Raw genomic sequence first — 18,717 nt, forward strand, 5'->3', positions numbered from 1 at the left:
CCACGACGTACGGGAGCCGGTCCGGCTTCCGGTCACGTCCCGCGACCCGCGAGCTGGGGGATGCGGGCCGCCGAGGTGCCCAGGCCGGTGACGGCGCCGGGGCGGCGTTGCGGGTCCGGGGCGTGCCGGAGGTCCTCCTCGCGGTAGCGGCGGCAGCCCTCGTGCCAGACCTTGATGCCGGAGAGCCAGTTCTCCAGGTCGGTCACGTACGAGGCGAGGGTGCCGCGCGCCTGGGCGTCGAGGCCGAAGTCGTCGTACAGGACGGGGAGTTCGTGGGCCGCGACGTGCTGGAACTGCCGCATCCGTGAGGTCATCAGGTCGTCGACGACGGCCAGTGCCGCCGGGTAGTCGCAGTCGAAGAAGTTCTGCACGACGAGGATCCCGTTGTGGATCTCGCCCTCGTACTCGATCTCCTTCTGGTACGAGAAGACGTCGTTGAGCAGGGCCGCGTAGTCGGAAGCGGCGTGCTCCAGGGAGCGCATGGGCCCGCTGCCGTAGATCTCCGGCGGGATGCCCGCGCCGTGCGCCAGGCGGCACAGGCTCATCGTCAGGTCGGAACCGAAGGTCAGGCGGCGCATCTCGATGTAGTCGACGGGGTCGGGGATGCGGTTCTGCGCCTGGTTCGCCAGCTCCCACAGCCAGCTTCCCGTCATGTCCTCGATGGACCGGCGCAGCGCGTGGCGTGCGTCCGGGGTCATGGGCGCGGCCGTACGGGTCCACAGGTCGGCGAGCGCGCGCTCCAGGGCGTTGGCGGGCGGCGGCGTCGCGGCGGGATCCTCGACAGGCATGAAAGCCGGGAGCCGGTCGGTGGCGGCCTTGGCACCGGCCAGGTCGCGGGGGCGTCCGTAGACCACCGGGTAGTAGTCGTCGCCGTATGTGCCCCACGCCAACCAGGCGGAGCTGAGGTCGAGTTCGTCCGGTGACGCGTCGGGATGGATGCCCGCGGCGCACAGGGGCAGGTCGATGTCGGTGATCCTGCGCTCGTCCCACACATGGGAGAAGGGCACGCCGGGCTGCGGCTGGAGCATTCCGGTGCTGTGCGCCCACGCCACGACGTTGCGGCGGGCGGTGTCCAGATGCGGGCTGAGCCGGGCCGTGAACGGCATGAAGAACTCCGGCAGCCGGGACGGGCCGACCCTGCGGTGCGGGACGTGGGTGAAGCTGCGTGCGCGGGCCGACTCCGCCCGCGGGGTCGTGTGTACGGCGCCGGCGAACGTGGCGGGCCGTGCGGCGGATGTGCCGAGGCCGGCCGGGCGCAGCCAGGGCTCGGGCAGGGCGAGCGCGCCGCTCCGGGCGCCGTCGTCGCCGGCTCCGCCCCGCTCGTTCATGTAGCGGCTGGAGCGCATGTGCCATTCGTGCCCGCCGGACTGCCAGTCCTGGAGCCCTTTGACGTACGCGAGCACACCCGCCCACGCCTGCGGGTCGAGGCCCGACTCGGCGAAGAGCGGGGCGAGTTCGGTGAGTGCGGTGTTCTCGAACTGCTGGAGCCGCGAGGTCAGCAGGTCGTTGACGGCGTCGGCCGCCTCCTGCGTCGTGCACTCCAGGAATCGTTCGAGCACGAGCACGCCGTTGCTGTTCTCCCCCTCGTCCTCGACCTCCCGCTGGTACGAGAAGAGGTCGTTGCGCAGGTGCACCGCGTCCGAGAAGGCGTCACGCAGCACGCGCATCGGCCGTGACGCAGCGATCGGTACGGGCACCTCCGCGCCCGTCACGAATTCGACGAGGCCGGCGGACCAGGGCGCACCGCCGACCTTGCGGCGCATCTCGATGTACTCGACGGGGTTGGGGACGCGGTGCGCGCCGATGTTGGACAGCTCCCACAGCGACTCGCCCAGCAGGTTCGCGGTGCTCTCGGCGAACCGGGCCCGCCAGCCGTCCGTCATGCGCGGCACCGTACGGGCCCAGAGGTCCGCGAGACCTGCCTCGACCGGGTTCTCAGGCTCGGGCAGCGCGGCGGAGGTGTCCATCGGCATGAACTCGGCGAGCCGGTCCAGGTGCGCCTTGCCGCCCTCGCGGTCGGGCGTGCGCTTGAACTTCTCCAGGAAGTGGTCGTCGAAGAAGAAGACCCACACGTACCAGTCGGTGACGAGGGAGAGATCGCCGGCCGACGCGTCTGGGTGTGTGTAGGCACACAGCAGCGCGTAGTCGTGAGCTTCGAGATCACGCTCGTCCCAGATGCCGGAGCCTTCCAGCATGCCCATGTCCCGTGCCCACTCCGTGGAGTGCTCGCGCGCCTGCTGCAGATGCGGATTGAGCCGCGCCGGATACGGCATGTAGAAGTCCGGCAGTTCGAAGGGGTTTCCCGCTGTCACCGATCAGCCCCGGCCTTTCCCACGTCGCGCTTCGTACGGGGCCGCACCGCGGGCTGCCGGGCCGGCCCGGCGCGCCGGACGCGCCAAGTGGCCCGTGCGGCACGGCTGTTGCGGGCCCGCAGTGCCCGCGTCCCGCCTCAGGTCGGCTCAGCACTACCCGACGCCGGAGGGCCCTATCCATCCCGGAAAACAGTCATACAAACCCCGTGCCGGAATGGCTCCGCCCTGAGCCAACTCGCGTACGGCACTTGGAAATTCACACCCGCCCCACGCAACCCGTCCGTCCCTGAAGACGTCTATACACGCAATGTATACCCGCCGTGTATAGGTGGCTGTCCGGTCCCAGCAGGACCGCGGAAGGGAAGCGCATGTACGGCAAGGCATTCGCGCCCGAATACCAGGGCGCGCTCGGCTCGCTGTCGGTCAACTCCTCGCTGGCCGACGTACTCGCCCGTGCGACGGAGCAGTTGCGCACCGCCGAACGGGAAGGGACGCCCGGGGAGGCCGCCCGCTGTTCGCTCGCCGTCGCGGAGGCGCACCGGCGGCTGGGCAACACCGGTGAGGCCGACCGGGCTTGGAAGGCGAGCTACCGCACCGCTCGCGGCGCCGGCGACCACGGCGCGATGGCATGGGCGGCATGGAGCGGCGGCACCCTCGCCCGCCAGCGCGGCGCGATGCCGCTGGCCCGCAGACTGCTCGCGCTCGCGGCCGAGTTGGGCGAACGTGACGGCGACGTCCTCGCCCGCGGCTACGCTCTCGCCGGCCTCGCCGAGACCGGGCGCATCCAGGGCGACTACGAGGCGGTCGACGCGCTGCACGAACAGCTGCTCGCCGAGGCACGCGAGCGCGGCGAGGCCCGCCACATGGTGTGGGCGCTGGAGGGCATCGCGCAGATGCGGCGCAACACCGGGGCGTACGACTCCGCTCTGGCGATGTTCGAAGAGGCCGCGGCGATAGCCGAGACGGCGGACGACCGCCGGGGCCGTGCGTGGGCGCTGCGCGGCGTCGCCGACCTCGTCTCCGTACGGGACGGCGACACGGAACGCGCTCTCGCCCTGCTCTCCGAGGCCGCCGAGCTGTGCCGGACCATGGACCTCACAAGCGCGCTCGCCTACAACCACAAGATGCGGGGCAACGTCCTCTACCGGGCGCGCCGTTACCCCGCCGCCCGGAACATGTACGAGCGGGCCCGTACCGAGTTCCGCGCCATGGGCGAGCCGAGGGGCGAGGCGCTGGCCCGTCTCGGGCTCGTCAAGGCACACGCCCGCCTCGGGCGCGAGCCCGCACGCACCGCGGCCGATCTGGATGAGCTCCAACTCGCCCTCGAAGCAATCGGGTTGCGGCACGCCCGCCGGCTGACGGAGAGCGCACGGTCGGAACTCGGCCTCGCACGGGCGCGGGAGACGCCGGAGGGTGAGGACCGGGCAGACGAGGAGACGGTGGCAGCCGCCTGACCCGGGCGGGATCGCCGGCTGAACAGCGGTGCACGGAACGGGCGTTCAGGGGAACCCGTTCTGCATGACCCTGACACGAGTGCGACGAACCCACAGTCCCCGGAAGAGACGCACCCGATCCGTCCCCGCACGCCCGCCCCGCCGCCCGTCCGAGGCCGCGGCAGCGCGACTGGCCGGCCGTCAAGAGGCGGCGGGGCGCGGCGAATTTGCGGACATCTGCGCCGCCAATACAGTGAAGCCGATGCTCCTCCCCTCCCCACGCTCCGCCCCGGCCTGCCCCGCTCAGGCCGGCTCCGCTCAGACTCGCCCCGCTCAGACCTGCCCCGCTCGGGCGTCCCGTCCGTCACGGCCTCCCCGGGAGGTCCCGTGAGCCAGGAACTGCAGACGCACGACAAGGCCCGCACGCCGCTCCCCCCGGCCCGGCCGGCCGGTCCGTACGGCCGGAAGCCGGACGGACCGAAGCACGGCAAGCCCAAGCAGGCGGCCCCGGAACGGCCCAAGCAGAAGCAGCGCGACCCGTTCTTCGACAACGCCAAGTACCTGGCGATCGTGCTGGTCGCGCTCGGTCATTCGTGGGAGCCGCTGCGGGACGGTTCGCGTGCCGCGGGCGCTCTCTACATCTTCGTCTACACCTTCCACATGCCGGCGTTCATGGTGATCTCCGGCTACTTCTCGCGCAGCTTCGAGGGCAGACCGCACCAGATCAAGCGGCTGCTGACAGGTGTGGCGGTGCCCTACGTCCTCTTCGAGGGCGCCTACACCCTCTTCAAGCGCTGGGCCGACGACGACCCGCAGTACCCGGTCAGCCTGCTGGACCCCTGGTATCTCACCTGGTTCCTGGCCGCGTTGTTCATCTGGCGGCTGACGACGCCGCTGTGGAAGGCCGTGCGCTGGCCCGTCCCGCTGGCGCTGGCGATCGCCGTCCTGGCGAGCGTCTCCCCGGACATCGGCGACGACCTCGACCTCCAACGCGTACTGCAGTTCCTGCCGTTCTTCGTCATCGGGCTCTTCCTCCAGCCCGGGCACTTCGACCTGGTGCGGCGCCGCTCCGCCCGGCTGCTGGCACTGCCGGTCGCGGCGGTCGCGCTCGTCTTCGCCTACTGGGCGGTGGAGCGGATGAACGCCGCCTGGTTCTACCACTACAACAGCGCGCAGGAGATGGGCGCTCCGTGGTGGATCGGCGTGATCATGACCTTCGCGCTCTTCGGCTGCTCCATGGTGCTCACCGCATGCTTCCTGGCGTGGGTCCCGGGCCGCCACATGTGGTTCACGGTGCTGGGGGCCGGCACGCTCTACGGCTATCTCCTGCACGGCTTCGCCGCCAAGGGCTCGCGCTTCTGGGACTGGTACGAAGCGGACTGGGTGCACACGCCGCTGGGCGCGATCGGTGTCACCTGCCTCGCGGCGGGCGTGATCACCGCCCTGTGCACTCGGCCCGTACAGCGGATCTTCCGCTTCTCCATGGAGCCCAGGATGCCGTGGGCGTTCCGGCAGGACCCGTCGGCCGCAGCACGCGAACGCCAGCACGAGAAGGGCTGACGGGCTGACAGGGCGTACGGCGCCCCACCGCCCGCACGGGCAACAAGCGGCCCCGGCGCCGGCTGCCGCCAACTGCGGCACATCCGTTCCCTGTTGGCGCCGGGCCCGCTAGCTTTCCGGTACCACACGTCCGCAACCCGGACATGGCACACATCAGGCCGGACACACCGGACGCTTGTGTGCCGCCCTGCCGCCGTACGCACCGGAAGGACCCCGACAGTGCTCGTACCGCCCCGAACAGCCGGTTCAACCGCGAGACCCGCCCCCGGACCGCGCCGACGGCCCGGACGCCGGTCCCTCGCCGCGCTGGCCGCGACCGCGCTCGCCACGCCGCTGCTCCTCGCCGCCGCCTCACCCGCGGCGGCGGACCCGTCCCGTGGAGACCCGGCGTCCGGGCCGGCGTCCGCCTCCGCGGCGAAGGAGGGCGACGAGCTGGCCGGGAAGCTCGTCCGGCGTACGGGCGGCAAGGGGGCCATGAAGCACATCAAGGCCTTCCAGGCCATCGCACGTCACACGGACGGGAACCGCGCCGCCGGCTCGCGCGGACACGAGCTCTCCGCGAAGTACGCCGGCACGCTGCTCAAGGCAGCGGGCTACGAAGTCACCTACCAGAACTTCGACTTCGTCTACCGCGAGACCCTCGCCGAGAAGATGACGGTCACCTCGCCCGACGAGCGCGACGTGCCGGTCAAGGTGATGACGTACACCAAGAGCACCCCCGAGGGCGGCACGAAGGCGGTCGTCGCCCCCGTCCCGGAGGACGAGGACGCCACGTCGGGCTGCACGGCGGCCGACTACGAGTCCGGTGACTACAAGGGCAAGATCGCGCTGATCCAGCGCGGCGGCTGCACCTTCGCCGAGAAGCAGGCGGCGGCGGCCGACGCCGGCGCGGTCGCCGCGGTCGTCTACAACAACACGGACGGCGAACTGAGCGGCACCCTGGAGGACCCGTCCAACGGGCGCATCCCGACGGGCGGAATCAGCCAGGAGGACGGCGAAGCGCTGGCCGAGCAGGCCGGTTCGGAGGAGGTCACCGCCAACGTCGAGCTGCGGGAGTTCCAGGAGGAGCGCAGCACGCCCAACGTCATCGCCGAGACCCCCGGCGGCGACGAGGACCATGTGGCGATGTTCGGCGCGCATCTCGACTCGGTGTCCGAGGGCCCCGGCATGAACGACAACGCCTCCGGCTCGGCCGGAATCCTGGAGACCGCCCTCCAGTTCGCGGCCGCGGGCGGCACCCGGCACGGCGGCGGACAGGGCAGCGGCGGACACGACGGCAACAAGGTCCGCTTCGCGCTGTGGACGGCGGAGGAGGTCGGCCTGCGGGGCGCGGATCACTACGTCTCCGAACTCTCCCAAGCCGAACGCGACAAGATCTCGCTCTACCTCAACTTCGACATGATCGCCTCCCCCAACTACGGCCTGTTCGTCCACGACGGCGACGACTCCGACGGTGAGGGCTCCGGCCCCGGCCCGGAGGGCTCGGGTCAACTGGAGCGCGGCATCGTCGACTTCATCGAGTCGCAGGGCGAGGAGACCCGCGGCGCCGACTTCGACGGCCGCTCCGACTACGGTCCGTTCATCGACGCGGGCATCCCGGCCGGCGGCTCGAAGACCGGTGCGGAGGGCATCAAGTCCGCCGAGGAGCAGAAGCTGTGGGGCGGCGAGGCGGGTGCCGCGTACGACGGCTGCTACCACCAGGAATGCGACGACCTCGGCAACGTCAACAAGAAGGCGCTCGACCTGAACGTCAAGGTGATCGCCGACGCCGTGGGCCACTACTCACAGGACGTCAGCGACCTCCCCTGACGGAGGCGCCCCGCACGGGAACGGAAACGCCCCGCGCGGGAACGGACGCGCCTGAGCATCGGAACCGGTGACCACCGGAGCCGGTGACCGGCGCGTCCGTTCGCCGTCCCGCCGTACCCCGTCCGGTGCCCCGCCCGCGCGACACCTCGAAACCCCTCGCGCGGCGCGGGCACCGGGCGCGTACGCCCCGTCATGCTCCGGCGCCGCCGTCTGATTCCGCCTCACCGGGAGGCCGCTCCGCCGCCGTCCGTACGGCCGCCGCGGTGCCGTACGGACGGCGGCCACGGGCACCTGTAAGAACCAAGGGAAGCTGCGCCCGGAGCCGGTGGCCCGGTAGGCTTTCCGTGTGATCTTCAAGCGAATCGGAAACGGGCGGCCGTACCCCGACCACGGCCGGGAAAGCACCCGCCAGTGGGCGGATGTCGCCCCACGGCCGGTGCGCCTTGACCAGCTCGTCACCACGAAGGGGCAGCTCGATCTCGAGACCCTGCTGGCGGAGGACTCGACGTTCTACGGAGATCTCTTCGCCCATGTCGTGAAGTGGAGCGGCGACCTCTATCTGGAGGACGGTCTGCACCGTGCCGTACGAGCGGCGTTGCAGCAGCGACAAGTGCTGCACGCGCGCGTGTTGGAGCTCGACTGAAGCGACACCCCCGTCGCGACGGGGTATGCAGCGGATCTAGGAGCCCGCGAGGATCCGCCGGACAGCCCCTAGCCCTTTCAGGGTCGCCACGTCACAACCGCTGATCATCTAGTAGGCATTGCCTCCATACCGCACTACTCTGCGCCCATGAGCATGCTGACTCCCCCCGGCATGGGCGGAAAGTACCGCATCACGGGAAATCGCTACCCCCGCATGCGCCGCCCCCGAAACCGTCGCAGGATCGTGCTCGCCTCTCTCGCCGCCGTCTGCGCCCTGTCTCTCGGCGGGTGGGGAACTCTCCAACTCATCGACATCTTCTCGGGCGGCAGCTCCGCCAACGCCGCCGGCAGCAGTTCGAAAGGCAAGGAGGGCGGAGGCTGCGCCACCGACGCGAAGTCCGCGAAGTCGGCGAAGCAGGGCGTCAAGAACGCCGAACTCCCCGAGCCCGCCTCGGTCAAGGTCAACGTTCTCAACGCCACCGACCGCAGCGGCCTCGCCCAGTCCACCGCCGACGAACTGAAGAAGCGGGGATTCAAGATCGGCAAGGTGGCCAACGCGCCTGCCGAGTTCGACAAGAAGGTCGAGAACACCGGCTTGCTGCTGGGCGCTCCCGGCGAGGAGGGCGACGCCCGTCTCAAGGTGCTGGGCACTCAGTTCAAGGGCGCCGACGCCCGGTTCGACGACCGCAAGGGCGACGACGTGGACTTCATCATCGGCAAGGCGTACGACAAGCTAGCCAAGGAGAAGGAAGCAGACGCCGCGCTGACGGCGCTGTCCGACCCCGAGCCGTCACCTTCGCGCAGCCGTTGCAAGGACTGACGCCCCAGGCCGAAGCCCCGCCCGACTCATCGGCCGAATCGCCGGCCGAATCGCCGGCCAGATCGACGGCCTGATCGACGTCCGGCCGGCGGATCAGCCGGCCGTCCCGTACATCCGGTCACCCGCGTCGCCGAGACCGGGAACGATGTAGCCGCTGTCGTTGAGGCGCTCGTCGATCGAAGCCGTCACGACGGTCACGGGAGTCCCCGACAGCTCGCGCTCCATCAGACGTACGCCCTCGGGAGCCGCCAGCAGACAGATCGCGGTCACGTCGTCGGCGCCGCGCCGGATCAGTTCGTTGATCGCGGCGACGAGCGTCCCGCCGGTGGCCAGCATCGGGTCCAGCACGTACACCTGGCGTCCGGAGAGATCGTCCGGCATCCGGTTGGCGTAGGTGGACGCCTGGAGGGTCTCCTCGTCGCGGATCATGCCGAGGAAGCCGACCTCGGCCGTGGGCAGCAGCCGCACCATGCCGTCGAGCATGCCCAGTCCGGCCCGGAGGATCGGCACCACGAGGGGGCGCGGGTGCGACAGACGCACACCGGTGGTCGCGGTGACGGGAGTGCTGATCTCGACCGTCTCGGTACGCACATCCCTCGTCGCCTCGTACGCGAGCAGCGTCACCAACTCGTCGGCGAGGCGCCGGAAAGTGGGGGAGTCGGTGCTCTCGTCGCGGAGCATGGACAGCTTGTGCGCCACCAGCGGGTGGTCGACTGCGTGGATGCGCATGCGCCCGACACTAGCGGAGGCATGAGTACGGCTCGTACTGGCGTACCCCTCGGCGAGAGGGGAAAGTGGTCAAGTATGCCGGAGGTGTACAGATGTCCGACTCGCAGAACCCGGGGAACACCGGAAACGCCCGCCCGGCCGGAGATCCCGGCCACGTCCGCGCCCGGAAGGTGAGCTCGTCCCGCAACTCGGCCAAGTCCCGTGGCAGCGGCGCCGCCGCGCGCGGTGCCTCCGCCGCCGGGGAGCCGAAGGGGGACGCGGAGCGGCTGCGCCGCCGGGCCCGCTTCCTGCGCGAGCGGAACGAGGCCAGGGAGCTGCGCGACCGCGTACAGCCGCGCCGTACCCGCACCGCGCGGATGCGCCAGGCAATGCGGATGCGTACGTTCCGTTGGTGAGGCGATGATGTGCTCGCGGTGAAGTCTCCACGGGACAGACGCCGTCAAATCACAACACCTGGTCAAGAAACGGTCACCCTGTGTTCTCATCACAGGGTCCGCACAAGAGATCTGCGCAAACACCCGCACGACGCACTGTCGAAGACCCTTCGCCCGGCCGCGGTTTCTGCCACGATTCCGATTGGGGCGGGGCGAAGTCCTCGTCAGCAGCCATCGGGCACCTCAGAAACCAGTGGGAGAGTCACGGTGTATTTCGCCGCACTGCTCGCGCGCACCGAAGACGGGTGGGAAGCGAGCGACACGGAGCTCGACGATGTGGAGACCCTGGCCGATCTGGCCGACCTGGCCAGGGAGACCGCGACCGACGACGAACCTGTGCTGGCCTGCATCGAGCAGGAGGGCGAGTGGTTCGGGGTCGTGAGAGTCGAGGGCGAGGACGACCCGCGCGTCTTCGTCTCGGACGCCGCCGCTGCCATGCGCAGCTCGTACGGCGAGATCCTGCTCTCCGACGAGCTGCTCGGCCGCGAGCCGGAGAACCCCGACGCGCTGGACCAGCTCGTGGACCTGGACGGCACCGAGGACGGCGAGCCGGAGTCGAAGGACCAGGGCGACGCCGACGAGGGCGGGGCGGCGGCGTCCGAGAGCGCCCCCATCGGTCCGCTCGGCGACGCGAACGTCCTCGCCGACCTCGGAATGGAGGACAAGGTGCTGCTCTCCCTCGCTCCCGAGGACGCATTGAGCGAGATCGCGGACGCGCTGGGCTGCACGGACGTACTGGAGGCCGTGCGGTAGCCGCGCTGCGCCGGGTCGGCAGGAGACTGGCTGCATGACCGACGCCGCTTCCGATGCTGATTCCGGCTCCGATCCCCACTCCGATTCCGGCGCCGCCTCTCCCGTGCCGGATCCCGTCCGCGACCGCTGGCGGGCCCCGATGCGCCGCGCGCTCGACGAGGCCGTACGAGCACGGGAGAGCGGCGACGTACCGGTGGGGGCGCTCGTACTCGGGCCCGGCGGCGAGGTGATCGGGAGCGGGCACAACGCACGTGAGGCGTGGGGGGATCCCACAGCACACGCCGAGATCATCGCGATCCGCGCCGCGGCCGCCGCCCTGCACGGCGAGTGGCGGCTGGAGGGCTGCACCCTGCTGGTCACGCTGGAACCGTGCACGATGTGCGCGGGCGCGATCGTGCTCTCCCGCCTGGAACGCCTCGTCTACGGCGCCGTGGACCCCAAGGCCGGAGCTGCCGGCTCGCTGTGGGACGTCGTACGGGACCGCCGCCTCAACCACCGGCCCGAGGTGATCCACGGCGTACTGGCCGACGAGTGCGGTGCACTGCTCACGGACTTCTTCCGGGGCTCCCCGGACGCCCGTTGAGCGACGGCCCGTGCGGCAGGCGGTCCTTCGCGGACCTCCCGCTGCACCCCCTGGAACGGATTTCGGCACACGGCACCCGTTGGGCTAGAGTTCCTCTCGGTAGCGTGTCCGAGCGGCCGAAGGAGCTCGCCTCGAAAGCGAGTGAGGGGCAACCCTCCGTGGGTTCAAATCCCACCGCTACCGCAGGTCAGAAGGGCCGGATCCCCGCGGGGGTCCGGCCCTTCGTCGTGTCCGTCCCAGTGGAAGTCCGGACCGTCAGCGGCGACGTCCGGACACTCCCGTCCGCTGCGCGCTTCACCCACGGCTGCCCGCCGCGTGGTGGCCAGTGCCGTAGCCGGCCCGGCAGTCGGCACACCCGGGACGCGACAGAGGTTCACCCCGAAGCGCGCAGGGCTTCCGCGATCTCCTCGTCGGCGAGGGCCATGGCAGCGTCGGCCCGCCGGTACCAGACCTCCCGCCGAGCCGGGACCAGGGTCGCCCAGGGGTGACGCTCGGCGCTGAACCCGAGCGTCGCGTACAGCGCCATCGCATACCGCTCTCGGCGGTCGGCGTTGCCGTCGGCAGTCACTTGGTCTCCTCGGTGCCGGTGAGTCGAGCGAGCTGGGCAAAGGTCATGTGCAGGCCTGCGCGGCGTCGACGTACGGGTGCTTGTCGACAGCTCAACCGGCTCAACTCAGCGCGGAGTTACTCCCTTCGAACGCCCCCCGCAATTCATGGAGACGAACCGCCAGGTGGAGACGCAGGGCAGAGTCGGGGGTGCGCCAGTCGTCGCCGAGCAGGGTCCCGATCCGGTCCAAGCGCTTGAGCAAGGTGTTCATGTGCACGTGCAGGGAGCGAGCGGTCCGGCTCAGATTCCCGGAGTTGGCGAAGTAGGCGGCCGTCGTGGTGACCAGGTCGGTCGAGCGGCGCCGGTCGTATTCCATGAGCGGGCCGAGGGAGTCGATGAGGAACCGGTCGAGGTCGTGGGCGCGTTCGGGGTCGAAGACGAGTGCGTACACCGCGTACCGCTGTGTGGTCGAGCCACGGTCCGTCTCGCCGAGCGAGCGCATCACCTCAAGGCAGCGCTGTGTCAGCGTGAACGAGCGAGACCGGTCCTCCCCCAGGATGCGATCGGCGACCACGAGGATCGGCGCGCCGAGGTTGTGGCGCAGTCGGTGGTGAATCGTGCTCGCCACATCGTCCAAGTCGTCGGCGCGCAACAGCATCGTGGCCCGGCCGAGATACTCGCCCGCCAGTCCGGACCACTCGCGCGAGACGGCATTCAGCTGACGCACGACGTCGCTAGTGGACTTCCCGGGGCAGTCGGCCACGACGAGAACGTCGAGGTGATCGACTTCGACCCCGCGGGCGATTGCCCTGTCGCGCTGAGCGGGGTGGAGTGGCGGCCGTGACAGCAGTTCCATGAGCAGTTCGCCACGGACTCGCTCCTCCGCTTCGACGCGAGCATCACGCATGAGGATCAACAGGCCCATGATCTGGGCCGAGCGCTCAAGCATGCGGATGTCCGGTGGCTCTGGAGCAGCATCGCGCGTCAGGGAAAGTGAACCGAGGTGGCTACCGCCGGCCTGGATGACTGCCACGCTGCGGACAGCCCCGTCGTCCCCCTCCGCCGTGGCGCACCGCCCGGTCCTTCGCGCCGCCTCGAGCAGCTCCCGATCCGGTTCCCGGCCGGTGTCCGCAGCGCCTCCTCCGGAGGAGCGGCTTGCGACGATCTTGTCGTCCCGGTCCAGGACGGTCACCATGCCCTGCAGGTGCTCGACCAGCACCTGCGCGAGGTCACCGGGGCCGCCACCGGTCAGCACCACGTGAGTAAGCGCCTCGTGAACAGCCGCCGCCCGCTCCATCGTTGTGACCTGGCCTTCGATCGTGCGTTTCGCCTCCTGAAGCCGCTGCACCGAGATACGGCTCTCCTCGTAGAGCCGCGCGTTGTTGAGGGCGATCGCGGCGTGGTCGGCGAAGGCGCTGAAGAGGGCCACCTCGTCCTTCTCGAAGGGCCGTTCGGTGCGGTCGGCAGCGAAGAGGGCCCCGACCGCACGCTCCCCCACCAAGAGCGGTACGCCGAGCAGTGCCATGAGCCCTTCGCCGGCCACGAGCAGGTCGAAGGTCGGGTTGTGTCTGAGGTCACTGGCCTCGCGGTAATTGCTCACCCAGAAGGGGGCTTTGGACTCGATCACACGCCCGCCCAAACCGGCCCCCCGAGGCATGCGCGCCGATGAGAAGCCCGGCGAGATGGTGCCTGCCGACGCTCTGAGGGTGAGGTTCCCCTCCGCGTCCAGGAGCGACAAGTAGGCGAAGTCGCTGCCGATCAACTCATGGGCGTGCCTGACGATCGACGGGAGGACCTCATCGACCTCGCCGAGCGCGGCCAGCGACCGGGCCGTCGCGTACAGGCTGCTGAGCTCGCGCTCGCGCCGCAGCCGGTAGGAGGCCAGCTCACCGCTGTCCGTGGCGCCGTGCATGTCGGATTCCATGCGTGCCATCGATACCCCCACGGAGGACCGGGGTGGAGTATCCATCCACCTTGGGGTCGCCAGGAGTGTATCTGCTTTCCATCTGATGGAGCCCTTGCGCGGCTCTAGTCTCACCCCACACCGCACGGTCGTGTTGCGCGTCGCAGTCGCCTGTCACACGGGCAGTGAGGACGTTCGAGGGAGAGGCGTGCCAGGTGGAGCCGTTCCCCGCGGCAAGACCCCCGATCGTCACCGGTGCCGGAGGTGGGCCCGGGCGATCCCCCCCGACCCCGATAGCGGCCGCTGATACCTGGAGACGGCCAGTGGGCCGACGTCCGCCCATCATCTTCTTCCCAACTCCTAGGGATACGGCATGACTTCATCCGCAAAGGCGCCCCTCCGCGGCAGCGGCTCCGCTCCCGCCCCGACGGCCGGGCGTCGCTCGTCCCGGAAGCTGCTCGCGGCCGGGCTGATCGGCAGCTCGATCGAGTGGTACGACTTCTTCCTGTACGGCATGGCGGCGGCGCTCGCCTTCCCGCACGTCTTCTTTCCCAACTCGTCCCCCCTCATGGGCACGTTGCTGTCCTTCAGCACGTTCTGGGCCGGCTTCGTGGCCCGGCCCCTCGGCGGGCTTCTCGCGGGGCACTTCGGAGACAAGTACGGCCGCAAACCCACGGTCGTGGTCTGCCTCGTCGGGATGACGGCAGCGACGTTCCTCATCGGCTGCCTGCCGAGCGCCGCAACGGTCGGCATACTCGCTCCGACCCTGCTGGTGGCACTGCGTTTCCTCCAGGGGATCGCGGCGGGAGGCCAGTGGGGCGGAATCGCGCTCCTCCTCACGGAGTCGGCCGCTCCCAAACGTCGCGGGTTCGCAGGCACTTTCGGCCAGACGAGCGTGCCGGTCGCGGTCATCCTGGCAAACCTGGTCCTCATCGCGGCCAGCACCATCGTGCCGAGCGATGCCTTCCTGAGCTGGGGCTGGCGCATCCCCTTCCTGCTCAGCGCAGTGATGTTCCCCGTGGTTCTGTACATTCAGACGAAAGTCGAGGACACCCCGGACTTCCGGAAACTGCAGGACGAGGCGGCCCGGAATCAGCAGGCGACTGTGGTGCGGGCGCCCCTGAACGAGGCCGTACGCCGGAACTGGCGCCGCATCCTCCTCGGTTGCGGCACGCTGTCCGCCACGAACAGCCTCTTCTACGTCAGCATCACCGGCCTGCTGAGCTACGGCACGACCACACTCCACATGGAGCGGAACTCGCTGCTCACGGTCACCCTGCTGAGCTCAGGGCTGATGACGGTGGTCCTTCCCTACGCCGGACACCTGTCGGACAAGTTCGGGCGACGGATCTTGATCCTCGTCGGTGGACTCGGGGTAGCGGCCTGGGCCTTCCCCTACTTCGCCCTGGTGGGGACGCGGTCGGCACCGTTGGTCTTCGTCGCGGTCGCCGTCGGATTCCTCTTCCAGGGACTGACCTACGGCCCGGCGGCCGCTTTCCTCGGTGAGCTCTTCGCGCCGAACGTCCGATACTCCGGCGCCTCTCTCGCCTACCAGCTCTCGGCCATCGTCGTCAGCGGCGGCACACCGATGCTGATGACCGCCGTGATCGCGGAGACGGGGACGACCACCCTGGTCGCGGCCTACATCGCGCTCATGGGCCTCATCACCTTCGCCAGCGCCTGGTTCCTGCCCGAGACGAACCCGGTGGAGGTACGCCGGAACCCCGACGCCCTTCCCGGAGCGCACCTCTACCGCTGACCAGTCGGCCGGCCCGCCCGACGAACGATGAAACGGCCGATTCGGTCCGCCACCGTCGCGAGTCTGCGCCTGCTCGGCGGCGCGGACGCCCAGGTCGAGACGGGGATCGGCCCGTGGCACCGCGCAGAACCGTGCCCGCCCGCGATCAAGCAGGCGTGGATCGGATTCCGTGGCTTCCGGCGCTCGTAAGCGGTGGAGCGCGGCAACGGAGAATGCCAGGCCAACGGGCTTGGCTGCCGCAGGAGTTCAGCTGCATGGCGAGGTACGTCGCCGCCAAGACATCAGGGTGCCGGCGGCCCTGATACATGAAGCAGACGGCTTCGCCGCCTCGTTAGAGAGGGTCCCGGATCGCGAAAAGCAAAACAAGAGCAGGCCCGGGGTATCAGCCTCCGGAAGAGTGGAGTCGTTTGTATGAGCGCCATTTCAGTGGTTCGAGTGACCCCTTCAAGCGCCTGCGCACGCCCCCTGCCACGATGATCAGGCGGAGTCGCCGTTTCCCTGATCGAGGGACGTTCCTTCCGCTCCTGAAAGTCCGTTCGTTCCATGGTTGTCCGGCGACGGCGGCAGCGGCCGGACGTGCGGTGTTCGCCCCGGCGGCGGCGCGGTCCGGACGCGCAGGTCGAGCCGCATCAGAACCCGTGGATGGCCGGCCAGCACCGAGGTGGTGTCGGCGGCGTATGCGAACCCCGCGCGTTCGAAGTTCTTCCGGAGCCCGGCGTACGCCATCGTCAGGTCGACCTTGGCGTCACCGTTGTCGAGGGGGTACGCCTCGATGGCCGGTGCGCCGTTGGTACGGGCGAACTCGACGCTGCCAGCGATGAGGGCGTGCGAGGTCCCCCTCTTCCGGTGACCGGGGCGTACGCGGATGCACCACAACGACCAGACCGGCAGGTCGTCGACGTGCGGGATCTTCCGGTTACGCGCGAAGGACGTGTCCGAGCGCGGTGCCACCGCGGCCCAGCCGACCGGCTCCTCGCCGTCGTAGGCGAGCACCCCCGGAGGGGGATCGGTACGGCACAGCCCGGCGACGTACTCGCCGCGGGCCGGGCCGCGAAGCTCGTTGTTGAGCTTGGACGGAATCCGGTAGCTCAGGCACCAGCAGACGTTGGACCCTGGTGACTTCGGACCGATCAGGGTGCGGACGTCCTCGAAGACCGAAGCCGGGCGAACTTCGATGGTCATGGCACCACGATGTCACGCCGTACGTGGCGAGACTGCCCGCTGAGGTGGCTCCGCACCCTAGCTGACGTTGATCTCGAATATGACGGGACAATGGTCGGATGCCTTGGGCTTGTCCTTCCCGATGCCCGGGAACCGAGGGCCCTTGTACCGAACGGCTCGCAGCGCCGTCCCCTTGCGAAAGATCTCAGGCACCACATCTGATGCCGGTGCGGCTTGGGCGAGCGACTTGGACGGCAGGAGATAGTCCAGTTGCCGGTATTCGTCTCCGCCGGCCCAGTAGTGCGTCCACTGCTCGTCCTCGGACAGCCGGGCCACGACGTTCTCCACCTGGTCCCAGGCGACCAGCCGATCGATGCCGGAGCTTCCGTTGCCGTTCGGCTCCATGTAGTCGTTCAGGTCGCCCAGGATCACGAACGGATGGTCACCGGGAGCCTCGTGCCCGAAGCGTTCGGAGACTATGTCCATCACCTTCTTCGTCTGCCGCTCCCGCTTCCCCCGGGTCTGCGTGCGCCCCCCGATCATGGACTTGAAGTGGTTGACGAAGAGAGTCACCGTCGTCTTCTTGGTCTCGCTGACTTCCACCTCGATGTCGACTTCGAGGCAGTCGCGGGAGAACAGCGACGCCGTCGGGCTCGCAGAATCCATCAGGTGCTGATGTGAACGTATTCGGGTAATCGGCAGCTTGGACAGCACGGCTACATCGATCAACCGCGGATCGTTGCCGTCCACACCGGCGACGTACGGGTACTGGGAGCGCCCGCCGAGGGCTTGCGCACGGAAATGCTTGAGGGTGTCGACGTTCTCCACCTCCTGGAGGCAAAGCACGTCCGCCTGGATCTCCCGCAAGGCCGCACCCGTGATCGCCTTCTCATCCATTCCCAGCTCGTCGAACCGGGTCTCATCGACGATCCAGCCTCGCGAGCTGGCATCCGCCGGGTCGACGTTGTCCCTGAACCGCCAGCGCGCAAAGAGGTTTTCGACGTTGAAAGTAGCCAGTCGCAGCGAGGTCATGGTGATCCTCCTTGACGAGCAGGATTCCTTGGAATGGCGCCCGAGACGATCGTGACCGCCCCCGCGATGCGGCCGCGAAAAGCGGCCGCACGGCTGATCAGCCCCCCTGATCAGCCGTCTCAGTACGCAATTCCATGGTGAACCCTCTGCGCACCCGTCGCACGTCGTGCGGAGCGAGCCCGCACGACCGGTCCCTGACAGCTGAAACTGAAGAAGCCGAAGTGTTGACGATTCATGTTCTTGAATCGCCCACGGGAGGACGCGCTGAGGCGCCTGTGCCGACGACGAATGGCACCTGTACGGCTTGCAGCTGCCAGCAGCACGGACATCTGCCGCCCGTGGGCGGGGCGGGCTGCCGTGTGGTGGAACGAGCGGCAGCTCCAGGACAGCGAGGACCTCGACCGGCTCGCGCAGGGGCCGCGCGGGTCCTGCGCCGGTGCCGCGCCGCGGCGAACTGAGCTCGCCCGTCTGCTGATTCCCGCACGCCCGACCTCCCCAGCGCCCGGGCCTGACGTGCGGTGTTTTGCCCCGGCTGCGGCCGGTCACCCGGAAAGCGACTGACGTTGCCCGCCCGGTCCGTTCGCCGGCGGGGCCGGGCGGTGTGACGGCGCCGGCTTAGCGAGGAGTGAGCTCCGTGAGCAACGCAGCACTGGAACGCGCCGAGGCGGCGAAGCTCCCGCAGGACGACATCATCGGCATCCTGCTGACCCAACACGCCCGCATCCGGGAGCTGTTCGCCGAGGTCCACATGTCGCTGGGCGACGAGAAGAGGGCGAAGTTCCACGAGTTGAGGGCCCAGTTGGCCGTACACGAGGCGGCCGAGGAGATGATCCTGCGCCCGGTCGCCAAGAAGCAGGCCGGCGAGAGCGAAGCCGTGACCCGTAACGAGGAAGAGGCGGAGGCTGGACGGATCCTCGCCGAGCTGGAGCGGATGGACCTCTCCGGTTCCCAATTCGAGGCGAAACTGACGGAGTTCGAGAAGGCCGTCGGTGATCATGCCGACCATGAGGAGCAGGAGGAGTTCCCCGCCGTACGCGCCGGCTGCTCGCAGGAACAGCGGCAGAAGATGGGCAGGCGGCTGCTGAAGGCGGAGAGGACCGCCCCCACCCGTCCGCATCCGGCTGCGGCGGGCTCACCGGCGGCCCAGTGGACGGTCGGCCCCTTCGCCTCCCTCGTGGACCGGGCCAGGGACGCCATGGGTGGGGACCGCGGGTCCCGCGGATGAGCTGAGGACGACCGG

At 69.5% G+C, this 18,717-nt stretch carries 15 protein-coding genes, 1 tRNA gene and 1 pseudogene; 11 read left to right on the plus strand and 6 right to left on the minus strand.

Annotation, left to right across the window (positions count from 1 at the left end; translation table 11 throughout):
• Positions 1 to 32: 32 nt before the first annotated feature.
• Positions 33 to 2,273, minus strand: a complete 2,241-nt coding sequence (locus tag ACSMXX_RS14240; RefSeq protein ID WP_473184777.1) for a terpene synthase family protein — start codon at positions 2,271 to 2,273, stop codon at positions 33 to 35.
• 407 nt (positions 2,274 to 2,680) lie between these two features.
• Between ACSMXX_RS14240 and ACSMXX_RS14245 the strand changes: the two genes are divergently transcribed.
• The 5 genes from ACSMXX_RS14245 (at position 2,681) to ACSMXX_RS14265 (ending at position 8,576) form a co-directional block, all read left to right on the plus strand.
• On the plus strand, positions 2,681 to 3,766 hold the full coding sequence (locus ACSMXX_RS14245; RefSeq protein ID WP_473184395.1) for a tetratricopeptide repeat protein: 1,086 nt from the start codon (positions 2,681 to 2,683) through the stop codon (positions 3,764 to 3,766).
• A gap of 366 nt (positions 3,767 to 4,132) precedes the next feature.
• On the plus strand, positions 4,133 to 5,305 hold the full coding sequence (locus ACSMXX_RS14250) for an acyltransferase family protein (protein ID WP_473184396.1): 1,173 nt from the start codon (positions 4,133 to 4,135) through the stop codon (positions 5,303 to 5,305).
• 219 nt (positions 5,306 to 5,524) lie between these two features.
• Entirely contained in the window at positions 5,525 to 7,114 is a 1,590-nt protein-coding gene (locus ACSMXX_RS14255; RefSeq protein WP_473184397.1) for a M28 family peptidase, read from the plus strand.
• A gap of 346 nt (positions 7,115 to 7,460) precedes the next feature.
• Positions 7,461 to 7,757: a type II toxin-antitoxin system VapB family antitoxin gene (locus ACSMXX_RS14260; protein WP_028438603.1), complete on the plus strand. Its 297-nt coding sequence runs from the start codon at positions 7,461 to 7,463 to the stop codon at positions 7,755 to 7,757.
• Between the two features lie 147 nt (positions 7,758 to 7,904).
• Positions 7,905 to 8,576, plus strand: a complete 672-nt coding sequence (locus ACSMXX_RS14265; RefSeq protein WP_473184398.1) for a LytR C-terminal domain-containing protein — start codon at positions 7,905 to 7,907, stop codon at positions 8,574 to 8,576.
• Positions 8,577 to 8,669: 93 nt separating this feature from the next.
• On the opposite strand, the gene upp is transcribed toward ACSMXX_RS14265, so the two are convergent.
• Entirely contained in the window at positions 8,670 to 9,305 is a 636-nt protein-coding gene (gene upp, locus ACSMXX_RS14270) for a uracil phosphoribosyltransferase (protein ID WP_473184399.1), read from the minus strand.
• 170 nt (positions 9,306 to 9,475) lie between these two features.
• Between upp and ACSMXX_RS14275 the strand changes: the two genes are divergently transcribed.
• From ACSMXX_RS14275 to ACSMXX_RS14290, 4 genes are all read left to right on the plus strand, one after another.
• Positions 9,476 to 9,700 (plus strand): hypothetical protein, encoded by a 225-nt coding sequence (locus ACSMXX_RS14275; protein ID WP_473184778.1) that lies wholly within the window; start codon positions 9,476 to 9,478, stop codon positions 9,698 to 9,700.
• Between the two features lie 246 nt (positions 9,701 to 9,946).
• Positions 9,947 to 10,492: a tRNA adenosine deaminase-associated protein gene (locus ACSMXX_RS14280; RefSeq protein ID WP_473184400.1), complete on the plus strand. Its 546-nt coding sequence runs from the start codon at positions 9,947 to 9,949 to the stop codon at positions 10,490 to 10,492.
• A 34-nt stretch (positions 10,493 to 10,526) separates the two neighbouring features.
• Positions 10,527 to 11,075: a tRNA adenosine(34) deaminase TadA gene (gene tadA / locus ACSMXX_RS14285; RefSeq protein WP_473184401.1), complete on the plus strand. Its 549-nt coding sequence runs from the start codon at positions 10,527 to 10,529 to the stop codon at positions 11,073 to 11,075.
• A gap of 98 nt (positions 11,076 to 11,173) precedes the next feature.
• Positions 11,174 to 11,258 (plus strand) — tRNA-Ser (locus ACSMXX_RS14290).
• Positions 11,259 to 11,448: 190 nt separating this feature from the next.
• Here the strand turns inward: ACSMXX_RS14290 and ACSMXX_RS14295 are convergent.
• Positions 11,449 to 11,643 carry a hypothetical protein gene (locus tag ACSMXX_RS14295; RefSeq protein WP_473184402.1) on the minus strand — a complete coding sequence of 65 codons (195 nt, stop codon included), beginning with the start codon at positions 11,641 to 11,643 and terminating at the stop codon, positions 11,449 to 11,451.
• Between the two features lie 100 nt (positions 11,644 to 11,743).
• Positions 11,744 to 13,555 (minus strand): helix-turn-helix domain-containing protein, encoded by a 1,812-nt coding sequence (locus tag ACSMXX_RS14300; protein WP_473184403.1) that lies wholly within the window; start codon positions 13,553 to 13,555, stop codon positions 11,744 to 11,746.
• Positions 13,556 to 13,898: 343 nt separating this feature from the next.
• Between ACSMXX_RS14300 and ACSMXX_RS14305 the strand changes: the two genes are divergently transcribed.
• Entirely contained in the window at positions 13,899 to 15,284 is a 1,386-nt protein-coding gene (locus ACSMXX_RS14305) for an MFS transporter (protein WP_473184404.1), read from the plus strand.
• Positions 15,285 to 15,896: 612 nt separating this feature from the next.
• Here the strand turns inward: ACSMXX_RS14305 and ACSMXX_RS14310 are convergent.
• A pseudogene (locus ACSMXX_RS14310) lies at positions 15,897 to 16,466 on the minus strand (GNAT family N-acetyltransferase); the annotation flags it as partial.
• 57 nt (positions 16,467 to 16,523) lie between these two features.
• Positions 16,524 to 17,477: an endonuclease/exonuclease/phosphatase family protein gene (locus tag ACSMXX_RS14315; RefSeq protein WP_473184405.1), complete on the minus strand. Its 954-nt coding sequence runs from the start codon at positions 17,475 to 17,477 to the stop codon at positions 16,524 to 16,526.
• A 634-nt stretch (positions 17,478 to 18,111) separates the two neighbouring features.
• Between ACSMXX_RS14315 and ACSMXX_RS14320 the strand changes: the two genes are divergently transcribed.
• Positions 18,112 to 18,702 (plus strand): hemerythrin domain-containing protein, encoded by a 591-nt coding sequence (locus ACSMXX_RS14320; RefSeq protein WP_473184406.1) that lies wholly within the window; start codon positions 18,112 to 18,114, stop codon positions 18,700 to 18,702.
• Positions 18,703 to 18,717 lie beyond the last annotated feature (15 nt).

The sequence above is a fragment of the Streptomyces sp. DSM 116795 genome (assembly GCF_055792905.1).